The following is an 11,467-nucleotide window of genomic DNA, read 5'->3' on the forward strand; positions in this document are numbered from 1 at the left end:
ACTCTAGGCCGAGGGCCCCGGGGGTGCCGGGCCCGTCAGGTAGCGCGCGAGCACCGGGCGCACCCATTCGGTCAGCGAGCGCCACTGCGATCCCGCTCACCGTGGGACGGCTGACCGAACTCCAGCGCGCCGGAGGTTTCGTCCTGGTGCGCGAACACGGCGCCCCACCGGTTGACGCGCCCGGGATGCTGCAGGCGGAGCGGACCGACCGCGGGCCCGCGGTACTGGTGCGCCCCGACGGGTACATCGGCTGGGCCGGATCATCGGCCCAGGCGCCGACGCGAATCCCGGAGCTGACCGCGAAGCACGCGGGATGAGCCTATTGCTGCTTCTCGCCCCGCGACTCGACGAATGGGCGCAGGTGGATGCGCGTCTGGTGATCGGGGGCCCCCGCCTCGCCGTCGGAATGCCTGCCCCGCGTGTAGTCGCCTTGCCACGGCACCTTTTCACCGAGGGCGGTGTTGGTCGCGGCCTGCGCCTGCCCCAGCTCGTTGCGTGAACGCAGAAAGAACTCGTGCTTGCGGCGCACTTCCTCGTCGGAGTCGATCGGCCTGATCTCCGGGGCGAACTCTTCCAGCTCGGCCCGGCGCTGCGGGACGATCATGCAGATCGGTTCGTCGACATCGAAGCGCACCGGCATCATCTTGCGGGTGATCTGCCAGCTCATACTGAAACTCGATGTGGCCCAGTCCGTTTCGACTATCCCTTCCAGAGGTGACACGGCGTCCTTCGGGTAGTTCGCCGGCCCGCGGACCAACAGGTTGTAGCCGGGCGGGGTCCGGAAGAGCATGGGCAGGTGCCAGGTCAGGATGCCGTGACCGAAATGGCTGAACGGCAGGAGCTGCCGGGGGTCGCGCCGGTCCGGGGCGATGATCACGCCCAAGCTGTCGTCCCCGCCCATCCACGTCGCGGTGAAGGCGCACGGGTTGCGCAGCTCCCAGCCACTTTGGTTGGCGATCAGCATCGGCAGGCACCGGTTCGGCCAACCGTTGCGCATCTGCGACATCCACGGCCGGCTGATGGGGGCCGGTGTGATCGGCGGCGCGTTGTCCTGCGTGGTGAACGCGATCAGTGGGCGGGTCTGCCCGCCGAATGTGTCACTCATCGACCCCTCGATTCGCTGCTTGCGGCAGACGTTGTCCGTCAAGTCATAGCGCATGCGAGCGAAGCGTTGGTTACCGCGCCCCGGCCAGGCCCGCGATGGTGTTGACCCGCCGGACGGCGGTGGCGATCTCGTCGGCGAACTCGCGCCGCCGCCGCGCGATATCCAGGTCCTCGAAGCCGTCCACCAACTCGCGGTGCCGGGCCAGCCGCAGCGCGGTCTTGAACAGCTCCATCGACCTCGACTCGGCGCTGGCCATCCTGCGCTGCAGCTCCCACTGCTTGCCGACCTCGAGGCATTCGGCGAGAAACGCGTTCTCGTCGAATGATTCGTCCTCGTAGGCGGCCAACCGGTCGGCGACGATGTGGTAAGCGTCCAGGAACGGGCGCAACACCAGGTGCGCCAACAGCAGGTCGGCCTTTTCCAGTAGCCCGCGTACATCGGCCGCGCTGGCGGCCTTGCTCGTGTCTTCCACCCGCCCGAGCAGGCGCACTTCGTCGGCGAGCTCCTTTTCGAATTGCGCGCGCGCGGAGAACAGGAACTCGAATTTCAGCAACTCGCGCAGGGCCAGCGCCTCGTCTCGTACGCGCGTCGGCTGCACTAGCCCGTCCACCGAGCCCTCGGCGTCTTCGATGGCCGCCAGCAACGCCGTCTCGGCGATCGCGCGATCGACCACGATGTGGATGGCCGTGTTGCGGTAGAACGCGGCGACCAGGTGCTGGTCCGCCCCGATGCCCCAAACCGGTTCGGTGCCGGCGTCATACACGCTGACCACGCCCGAGGCGACGAGCTGATGCAGCGTCCAACGGATGGTCGAGCGATTCGTCAGGTCGGCGGCGCCGGCCACCGTCCAGTTCCGCGCCGCGATGTAGCTCGCCAGCGGCCGCACGGTGGCCAGCACCTCGCTGATGGACAACGAGCGGTCGGCGCCCAGCAGCGCGAGGCTCACCACCGCGGTGGGGGTGACCGGGGTGGCGCGGTTGATCCGGTGTTCGACGTCCAGCGCGATGCGTTCGATCTCGGTGCCCGCGCCGGACTCCTCGGCGCGCAGCTCCTCGAGGCGCTTGCGCAGCGGCAGCGGTTCGCCGAAGTCCAGGTACGCGCGGCCGAGCCGCTCACCCTGCTGCCGCGCCAGCCGGATCAGGAAACGGAAGTCCTCGGGCCGCTTGGTGGCACCGTACGCCTCGGTGGTCATGGCCTCGACCTCGTGCAGCTGGTCGTACACGATCGAGGTGGGGACCAAATACACCTCGGGTCCGTCGATTTCGTCGACGGCGTCGCTGATGTAGCGCAGGATCCCGTAGACCGGGGGCCGCAGCTTGCCGGTCCGGGTGCGGCCGCCTTCGATCGACCAGGTGAGGTTGGCGTGGTTCTGCACCAGCTGGGCCGCGTAGGCGCGCAACACGAACCGGTACACGGGAATGTCTTTGGTCTGACGCCGGATGAAGATCGTGCCGGTGCGCTTGGCCCAGGCGCCCATCGGGAAGAAGTTCAGGTTCGCCCCGCCAAAAGTGAGCGCGGGCGAGAGCCGGTTGGCCTGAATCACCTCCGGCAGCAGCAGGCCGTCCAGATAGGAGCGATGCGAAAAGGCAAACGCCAGCGTCGCTTTGCGATCCAGTTTGCGCAGCTGCGCGATCTGGTCCTCGTCGACCAGCACGTCGTAGGCGCGCATCAGCCAGCAACTGAAGCTGCGCCAGGCCCTGACCGCCCGCTCGTCCAGCGAGGGCGCCATCTCCCGCAGGTAGCACGCGGCCTCGGCGCGCACGCTCGCCAGGTCGCGCCCCAGCTCGTCGGCCAGCCCACTCAGCCGCTCGTCATACCACGGGGCGGCGAGCAGCTGGACGACTTCCACGGGGTCGGTCGTCAGCGGTGTCGTCGACTCCTCGACAATGCCGGTGCGCTGCAGCAACTTCCGCACGCCGGCCCGGCCGAATTCGCGGGCGGTCGCCCCCGGTCCCCCGCTCATGCCGGCTGCACCGTCGCGGCCGCCGACGGCTCGTGCACCTCCGGGTGCAGTTCGGGCGCGTAGAGTTCCTCGATCTCGCTCGCGTACTTCGTCATGATCGGCTTGCGCTTGAGTTTCATGGTCAGCGTGATCTCGTCTCCCCCAGGTTCCCAGAGCTCGGGCAGTATCCGGAAACGCTTGATCTGTTCCACCCGTGACAGTTTGGCGTTGCCCTCGGTCACCCCCGCGGCGATCCGGGAGATGACCTCCGGATGGTTCGCCAGGGCCGCGGGCGACGCGTCGGCCAGGCCGTGCTGGGCCGCGTACGGCCCGACCGATTCGGCGTCGAAGACCATGAGGGCGGCGTTGAACGACCGCCCGTCACCGATCGTGATCATCACGCCGACCATCGGACACGCGGCCAGCACGGTGTTCTCAATGTTGGCCGGCGACATGTTCTTTCCGGCCGCATTGATGATCAACTCCTTCTTGCGGTCGATGATCCTCAGGTAGCCCTCGTCGTCGACGTCGATGATGTCGCCGGTGTGCAGCCAGCCGTCGGCGTCGATGGCCTCCGCGGTCTTGGCGGGTTCCTTGCGGTAGCCCTTCATCACCAGCGGACCGCGCACCAGATATTCGCCGTCGTCGGCGATCTTGCCCTCCAGCCCGGGCAGCAGCTTGCCGACGGTGCCCAGGCGCGCGTCGCGCGGATGACTGACGGCGGCGACGCAGCTCAGCTCCGACATCCCCCAGACCTCGGCGATGGGGATGCCGATACCCAGGAAGAACGCCAGCGTCTCCTTCGGGATCGGAGCCGCGCCTGAGACGGCCCAACGGAGTTCGCCGAAGCCAAGCCGTTCGCGCAGCTTTGACAGCACCAACTCGTCGGCCTGCGCCCATTCGGCGGCCAGCTCGTCCGGCATCGGCTCGCCGGCCACCAGCGCGGCGGCGCGCTTGCCGGCCACCGACATCGCCCACTGCAAGGCTTGACGCTTGACCTCGTCCGTCTCGCTGCTGACGGCGAATTCGATTCCGGCCTTGAGCTTTTCCCACACGCGCGGCACCCCGCCCCACACCGTGGGCCGCACGTCGGGCAGGGCGGCGGCGATGGCGCGGATATCGGAGACGACCGTGACCTGGGCGCCGAATACTTCCAGGCCGTAGAGACCCATCACCCGGTCGGCGATGTGCGCCGTCGGCAGGTACGACGTGACCCGGTCACCGAACTGGGACGGGAGGACGGCGTTGAGGGCATACGCCTCGAACAGCAGATGGGCGTGGGTCATCTCCACACCTTTGGGGTTTCCGGTGGTCCCGGAGGTGTAGATGAGCGTGACGACGTCGTCGGGCTGCACCGCCCGCCAGGTCGCCTCGAAGTCGAAATCCTTTTGCGCGGCGGCGTATAGGTCGTCCACCGAAATGGTGCCGGGCGGCGAACCGTCGATGCAGACGATGTGCTCGATGGGCGCGCCGCTGGCGCGGATGCGGTCCACGTACTGCTCCTCGCAGATCGCGACCTTTGTGCCGGCGTTGTCGAACAGGTAGGTCAGCTGCTCGGCGGGCAGCGTGTTGTACACCGAAAACGAAGTGGCGCCGAGGTGTTGGGCGCCGATCTCGAAGGGGTAGAACTCGACGCGGTTGGCCATCATCAGCGACACCGTGTCGCCCCGCCCGACCCCCAGGCCGGCCAGGCCAGCGGTGACCTTCCGTACCTGCGCGGCAAGCTCGCTCCACGTCATCGTCTGGGTGTCGCCGGGCGTGCGGAGCGCGACGGCCTCCGGATCGATCGACGCGCTGCGCTGGAATGCCTCGCATAGGGTGACCGGGCGCTCGGCTGTCGTCATGGGTGTCCTCTCAGCTCTGCCTTCGTGAGCGTACGTCCGTGATCGGGGACGCGGAATGGATCATGCTGGATCCGGGCGCCAGAGCTGCAGCGTGCTCGATATGCCGGCGGGCAACTCCACCAGTTCGATGGGGGTGCCGTCGGGGTCATAGATGAAGAACATCCGCACCCCGCCGATGTCGACGGGCGGCTCGGCCCGGACGTCGGGATGTTCGCGCCGAACGGCGTCGAAGGTGGCGTCGACGTCGTCGACCCGGAACGAGATGTTGGTGTAGCCCAGGTGCGGCCCGCTCGGGCAGTCGGGGACCGCGCCCAGCGACAGCAGCTCGACCATGGCGGCACCGATCAGCCCGCCGACCATGCGCCCGCGTTGCGCGGCCCCGCCGGTCACCGAATCAAGGGCGGCCCCGTCGAGTTCGACGTCGAACACGACATCCATGCCCAGCACCGCGGTGTAGAACGCCAGCGACGCCTCGATGTCGGAGACGCCGATGCACACGTGGGAGAAGTTCTGCACGGCGATGGTGTGCGGCTGACTCATGGGAGCTCCTTTGCTCAGGCGGGCAACGCGGTATGAATTCCACAGGTACACGAGTCAATTGAGGGACACGTGCAGCGCATGCCCCACTCGATGACCGCCCGGGCCTGGGCCAGGCACTCCATCTGGGCATCGATTTCGGCAAGCTTGGCCTCGGCCAGGGCGCGGCTGGCCGGCCGCCCCGGTGCGTCGTCGGCGAACAGCAGCTGGATCTCCTCCAGCGCGAAGCCGGCCGATTTGCAGAGCCGGATCACCTCGAGCCGGGCCAGCACCGAATCGTCGTAGCGGCGTTGCCCGCCCAGCCGCCCAGGCGGCGGCACCAAGCCGATCTGTTCGTAGTACCGAAGCGTGGTCGCCGCGACCCCGGCCTGGCGCGCCACCTCGCCGATCGTCAGCCGTGGACTCATCGGCCCTCCTTTGACGCTTGACTTAGAGCCAACTCTAAGTCGTTGACTGGAGTCATGCACACACATTCACTCAACGGGCTGGGCGCGGCACGCTACGCGCTGCTCCGATCGTTCCGCCGCGACGGAACGCCCGTCGACACCCCGATCTGGTTCGGGCTGGACGGCGACGCACTGGTGTTCCGCACCAAGGTGGGACCCAAGACCAGGCGGCTGACCACGCGCCGCGACGTCGAACTCACCGCCTGCGACCATCGCGGCCGGGTCCGTCCGGGCGCGAAGACGTTGGCGGGCCGCGCCACCATCCTGTCGGGCGACGACGCCGAGCGGGCCAACCACGTCCTGCACCAACGGTATGGCTGGCAGTGGAACATCGTGCCGCTGATCAAGGTCCCGGGCGTCACCAACGTTCACCAAGACCTGTGCGTTCGCGAGAAGCTGAGCCGCGCGCGCGACGGCGGGGTGTGGCCCGACAGTGTCATCGTCCGGGTGGACGTGCCATGACGCACGATCCCGTCCGCTCCCCCAGCCTGCGCCAATGCTGCTCCGCCGCAACCGGATTGGTCTGGGGTGCGGTGCGGCCCAGACGGCCCGACCGCAGGTTCCTGCGCAGCATCGCCGACGCGGGACTGCCCGAGCCCCGGCGCACCGTCACGGTGACCGCGCTGCCCCAGGTGCCGCGCTCGGTGCCGACCGCGGCGATCGTCGAGGGCACGTTCACGCCGGGCCGCGTCGGGAACTCGATGACCTCGTTCATCGTCAGCCATCCGGACGCCACCTTCATCGTCGACCCGGCCGTGTGCCGCGACGTCGAGCGGCGGGCGATCGCCCAACTACCCGCAGTGCTGCGTGTGGCGGTCCGCCCGCCCGCCGACACCGTTCCCACGGTCATGGCCCTGACCCGGCTGCCGGAGCCGCCGGTATTGGATTTCGCCTTGCCGACCCACGCGCACTGGGATCACGTGTCGGGCCTGCTGGATCTGCCGGACCTCCCCGTTCACCTGCACCGCACCGAACGCGACTGGATCGGGTCCGGCCCCGTCGCGCCGGTCGGCGGCGTCCGCGATTCGCTGCGCGGACGGCCTGTCGTCGACTACGAGCTGGACGGCCCTCCAGTGCTGACCTTCACCCGAAGCCGCGACGTGTTCGGCGACCACTCCGTCCTGCTGGTCGACCTGCCCGGCCACACCCCCGGCAGCATCGGAGTGCTCGCCCACACCGGGCGCGGTTGGATCCTGATAGCCGGCGACGCGGCCTGGCACTGGCTGCAGATCGAGAAGGTCCGTCAAAAGTCCAGCTACCCAGGCATTTTGGTGGACGAGGATCGCGACGAAGCCTTCCGGACGCTGCAGCGGCTGCACCTGGCGCGCCATGCGGTGACGATCATCCCCACCCACGACCATCAGGCGGCGCTGGGATTGACCGCCTAGTGCGCGAGTGCGGCCAGCTTCACACTCGGCCGCGAGGCTAGCTGCCCAGGCACCCGGGGCCGAGCAACTCCTTGAGGTCCCCCATCAGCGCCGGTGACGGCGTGACCCGCAGCGAGGCGTCCAGCTCGAGGGTGGTGATCCGGTCACCGCTGATGAGCCGCAGATGCACCTGGGAGGTGCCGGGGTGGCGCGCCAGCACCTGCTTGAGCGCGCTGACCTTGTCGACGGTGCACTGCCGGGTGGGCAGGCTGACCGCGATCGGCCGGTTCGGCTGGGCGTTGGAAAAGTCCGGCACCACAAGCTCGTTGGCGATCAGACTGATGCGATCGTCGCGAATGGCCACCTTGGCGTTGATCAGCACCACCGCATCGTCGGCGATGTCGGCGCCATAGGTGGAGTACGCGTGCGGGAAGAACATCACCTCGATGCCGCCGGTGAGGTCCTCCAGTTGCGCTGACGCCCAGGGCATTCCGTTCTTGTTGACCCGCCGGTTGACCGACGCCAGGATGCCGCCCACCCGCACCTGGGTCTCGTTGGGGACATCACCGTCGAGGATGGCCGGGATCTGGGTGTCCACCTGGGCGGCCAGCAGGTGCGCCACGCCGTTGAGCGGATGCCCCGACACGTACAAGCCGAGCATCTCCCGCTCCAGGGCCAGCTTGTGTTTGTCTTCCCATTCGTCTTCGGGCACCTTGATGGTGAACACCGATTCGGTGCAGCCTTCGTCGCCGCCGAACAGGTCGAATTGCCCCATCGCCTCGGCCTTTTTGGTGCCCAGCACCGAATCGACGGCGTCGGTGTGCACCAGGAAGAGGCCCTTGCGGGCATGGCTCAGCGAGTCGAACGCGCCCGCCTTGATCAGCGACTCGGTGACCTTCTTGTTGCAGGCCGAGACGTCGATCTTGTTCAGGTAGTCGGAGAAGTCGGTGAACTTGCCCTTCTCGTTGCGGGTCTTGATCAGCGAGCCCACCACGTTGGCGCCGACGTTGCGCACCGCGCCCAGCCCGAACCGGATGTCCTGCCCCACCGAGGCGAAGTTCACCAGGGACTCGTTGACGTCCGGCGGCAACACGGTGATGCCCAGCTTGCGGCAGTCGGCCAGGTAGACCGCGGCCTTGTCCTTGTCATCGCCCACCGAGGTCAACAGGCCGGCCATGTATTCGGCCGGGTAGTTGGCCTTCAGGTAAGCGGTCCAGTAGGAGACCAGGCCGTAGCCGGCGGCGTGCGACTTGTTGAATGCATAGCCGGCGAAGGGAAGGATGGTGTCCCACAACGCCTTCACCGCTTTTTCGGAGAAGCCGTTGGCGGTCATGCCATCGTAGAAGCCCTTGTACTCGGCCTCCAGCACCTCGAGCTTCTTCTTGCCCATCGCCTTGCGCAGCGCGTCGGCCTTGCCCATCGTGTAGGAGGCGACCTTCTGGGCGATGAACATGATCTGCTCTTGGTAGACGATCAGACCGTAGGTCTCCGAGAGGATTTCGCGCAGCGGCTCCTCGAGCTCCGGATGAATCGGCCTGATCGCCTGTCGGTTGTTCTTGCGGTCGGCGTAGTCGTTGTGGGCGTTCATGCCCATCGGGCCGGGGCGGTACAGCGCCAGCACGGCGACGATGTCGTTGAACTCGGTTGGTTGCATGCGGCGCAGCAGGTCGCGCATCGGGCCGCCGTCGAGCTGGAACACCCCAAGCGTGTCGCCGCGGCCCAGCAGTTCGTAGGTGGGCTTGTCGTCCAGCGGCACCGATTCCAGGTCGAGGTCGATTCCCCTGTTGGCCTTGATGTTTTCCAGCGCGTCACCGATGATCGTCAGGTTGCGCAGGCCCAGGAAGTCCATCTTCAGCAGGCCGATGGCCTCACACGACGGGTAGTCCCAGCCGGTGATGATGGCGCCGTCCTGCGGCCGCTTCCACAGCGGGATGGCCTCGGTGAGCGGCTCGCTGCTCATGATCACGGCGCAGGCGTGCACGCCGGCGTTGCGAATCAGCCCCTCCAGGCCGCGCGCGGTCTGATAGATGGTGCGGACGTCGGGGTCGGTCTCGATCAGGCCGCGCACCTCGGCGGCCTCCTTGTACCGCTCGTGCGCCGGATCGGTGATACCCGACAGCGGGATGTCCTTGGCCATGATCGGCGGCGGCAACGCCTTGGTGATCCGGTCGGCGATGGCGAAGCCGGGCTGCCCGTAATGGATCCGCGCCGAATCCTTCAGCGCCGCTTTGGTTTTAATGGTGCCGAAGGTGATGACCTGGGCAACGCGGTCCTGGCCCCACTTGTCGGCGGCGTAGCGCACCATCTCGCCGCGACGACGGTCGTCGAAGTCGATGTCGATGTCGGGCGCCGACGGACGCTCGGGGTTGAGGAACCGCTCGAACAGCAGGCCGTGCGGGATCGGGTCGATGTTGGTGATGCCCAGCGCGTAGGCCACCAGCGAGCCCGCCGCCGAACCGCGCCCGGGCCCCACCCGGATGTCGACCGACCGCGCGTAGTTGATCAGGTCGGCGACGATCAGGAAGTAGGACGGGAAGCCCTTGTCACAGATGACCTTGATCTCGTACTCGGCCCGGTCGATGTAGTCCTGACCGACGCCGGATCCGAAACGTCGCCGCAGTCCCGCCATCACCTCGTGGTGCAGCCAGGTCGCCTGGTCGTGCCCCTCGGGCACCGGGAAGATCGGCATCCGGTCGCGCGGTGCCCACACGTCGTCGTAAGACTGCACCCGCTCGGCGATCAACAGCGTCGAGTCGCACGCGCCGGGAATCTGGTCGTCCCAGAGCTGGCGCATCTCGGCGGCCGACTTCAGGTAGTAGCCGTCGCCGTCGAATTTGAACCGGTTCGGATCCGAGAGGGTCTTGCCGGTCTGCACGCACAACAGCGCCTCGTGGTTGTGGGCGGCGTCGCGGGTGACGTAGTGACAGTCGTTGGTGGCCAGCGGCGGGATGCCCAGCTTGCGGCCGATCTCGAGCAAGCCCTCGCGGACCCGCTGCTCGATGGACAGCCCGTGGTCCATCAGCTCGAGGAAGTAGTTGTCGGCGCCGAAGATCTCGCGCCACTTGGCGGCCGACTCCAGCGCCTCGCGGTCCTGCCCCAGCCGCAGGCGCGTCTGCACCTCCCCCGACGGGCAGCCGGTGGTGGCGATGATGCCCTCGGCGTGTTCGGCGATGATCTCGGCGTCCATGCGCGACCACTTGCCGAGCTGGCCCTCGAAGGAGGCCAACGACGACAGCTTGAACAGGTTGCGCAGCCCGGTGGCGTTTTCGGCCACCATCGTCAGGTGCGTGTAGGAACCGCTGCCCGAGACGTCGTCGGACTTCTGGCCCGGGTCACCCCACAGGATGCGCCGGGTATCGAAGCGCGAGCCCGGCGCGATGTACGCCTCGACCCCGATGATCGGCTTGATCCCTGCCTTGGTCGCCACGTTGTAGAACTCGCTGGCGCCGAACATGTTTCCGTGGTCGGTCATCCCGACCGCGGGCATCTGCAGCCGCTCCACCTCGGCCAGCATCGGCGAGATCTTCGCGGCCCCATCCAGCATCGAGTACTCGGTGTGGTTATGCAGGTGCACGAAGGACGACTGGTTCATAGGGACGCCAGTCTATGACTGCGCACCGACGCCGTTCGGGCGTGTCGCGAAGTGTGTCTCGGGTTTCTTGGACCCGATTATCCGTACAGCTCGACGAAGTTCTTCAACGACTTCTGCACGTCCCCCTTGACGGCGCGGGCCGCCGCCGAACCGACCGGGCCGAACAACGCGCGCCCGCCCAGCTCGAGGCGCAGGCCCAGCGTCGATCCGTCCCCGACGGCCTGCACGCTGAGCGTGACGGCGTACTTGGCGCCGCCCTTGCCGGACCCCGAAAGCGCCACCTGATGCGGCGGATCCCAGGTGGTCACCGTCCACGTCACCCGGTTGCGGAAGCCCTTCGCCCGGGCCACGCCCACCACCTGGACGCCCTCGCTGAGCTCCTCGGGCAGTTCACTGCGCCAGCCCTCGTGCATGACCAGCCAGTCACCCAGGTCCGACAGGTCGGAGACACGTTCCCACATCTCCTGCGGCGTCATCGGCACGTCGGCGGTCAGGTCAACAGCGGCCATGAGCGAAGCCTAGCGCGGCCGCTTTGTCACATCCGCCACTTACGCCCCCGAACGGAGGGATGCGGCTTTGTGCCCGCCTCGCAGCCTGTCTCTTATACACATCTGACGCTGCCGACGATCGCATA

General features: G+C 67.6%; 10 protein-coding genes. 3 read left to right on the forward strand and 7 right to left on the reverse strand.

Translation table 11 applies throughout. The annotated features are described in order from the left end of the window. Positions 1 to 101 precede the first annotated feature (101 nt). Complete coding sequence (locus A5781_RS09580) at positions 102 to 317, forward strand: hypothetical protein (protein WP_067204102.1); 216 nt, start codon at positions 102 to 104, stop codon at positions 315 to 317. 2 nt (positions 318 to 319) lie between these two features. On the opposite strand, the gene A5781_RS09585 is transcribed toward A5781_RS09580, so the two are convergent. The 5 genes from A5781_RS09585 to A5781_RS09605 form a co-directional block, all read right to left on the reverse strand. Beyond that, positions 320 to 1,105, reverse strand: a complete 786-nt coding sequence (locus tag A5781_RS09585) for a DUF6065 family protein (RefSeq protein ID WP_067204133.1) — start codon at positions 1,103 to 1,105, stop codon at positions 320 to 322. Between the two features lie 70 nt (positions 1,106 to 1,175). Continuing rightward, positions 1,176 to 3,068 carry a lysophospholipid acyltransferase gene (locus A5781_RS09590; protein ID WP_067204105.1) on the reverse strand — a complete coding sequence of 631 codons (1,893 nt, stop codon included), beginning with the start codon at positions 3,066 to 3,068 and terminating at the stop codon, positions 1,176 to 1,178. After that, the gene (gene fadD11, locus A5781_RS09595; RefSeq protein ID WP_067204108.1) at positions 3,065 to 4,891 is read right to left on the reverse strand and encodes a fatty acid--CoA ligase FadD11; all 1,827 of its coding nucleotides are present in this window, start codon (positions 4,889 to 4,891) and stop codon (positions 3,065 to 3,067) included. Before fadD11 ends, A5781_RS09590 begins: the two co-directional genes overlap by 4 nt. A 60-nt stretch (positions 4,892 to 4,951) precedes the next feature. Continuing rightward, positions 4,952 to 5,431 carry a VOC family protein gene (locus A5781_RS09600; RefSeq protein WP_067204111.1) on the reverse strand — a complete coding sequence of 160 codons (480 nt, stop codon included), beginning with the start codon at positions 5,429 to 5,431 and terminating at the stop codon, positions 4,952 to 4,954. Positions 5,432 to 5,445: 14 nt separating this feature from the next. Beyond that, on the reverse strand, positions 5,446 to 5,835 hold the full coding sequence (locus A5781_RS09605) for a helix-turn-helix domain-containing protein (protein WP_067204114.1): 390 nt from the start codon (positions 5,833 to 5,835) through the stop codon (positions 5,446 to 5,448). A gap of 54 nt (positions 5,836 to 5,889) precedes the next feature. Between A5781_RS09605 and A5781_RS09610 the strand changes: the two genes are divergently transcribed. Together A5781_RS09610 and A5781_RS09615 are read left to right on the forward strand one after the other, a co-directional pair. Then, positions 5,890 to 6,336 carry a PPOX class F420-dependent oxidoreductase gene (locus A5781_RS09610; protein ID WP_067204118.1) on the forward strand — a complete coding sequence of 149 codons (447 nt, stop codon included), beginning with the start codon at positions 5,890 to 5,892 and terminating at the stop codon, positions 6,334 to 6,336. After that, complete coding sequence (locus A5781_RS09615) at positions 6,333 to 7,262, forward strand: MBL fold metallo-hydrolase (protein ID WP_067204121.1); 930 nt, start codon at positions 6,333 to 6,335, stop codon at positions 7,260 to 7,262. Before A5781_RS09610 ends, A5781_RS09615 begins: the two co-directional genes overlap by 4 nt. 37 nt (positions 7,263 to 7,299) lie before the next feature. On the opposite strand, the gene dnaE is transcribed toward A5781_RS09615, so the two are convergent. Further along, positions 7,300 to 10,833 (reverse strand): DNA polymerase III subunit alpha, encoded by a 3,534-nt coding sequence (gene dnaE / locus A5781_RS09620; protein WP_067204124.1) that lies wholly within the window; start codon positions 10,831 to 10,833, stop codon positions 7,300 to 7,302. 77 nt (positions 10,834 to 10,910) lie between these two features. Further along, positions 10,911 to 11,342, reverse strand: coding sequence for an SRPBCC family protein (locus A5781_RS09625; protein WP_067204128.1), 432 nt, complete (start codon positions 11,340 to 11,342; stop codon positions 10,911 to 10,913). Between the last annotated feature and the right edge of the window lie 125 nt (positions 11,343 to 11,467).

Origin of the sequence: Mycobacterium sp. 852002-30065_SCH5024008, from assembly GCF_001665645.1 — a bacterium.
Classification (GTDB): domain Bacteria; phylum Actinomycetota; class Actinomycetes; order Mycobacteriales; family Mycobacteriaceae; genus Mycobacterium; species Mycobacterium paraffinicum.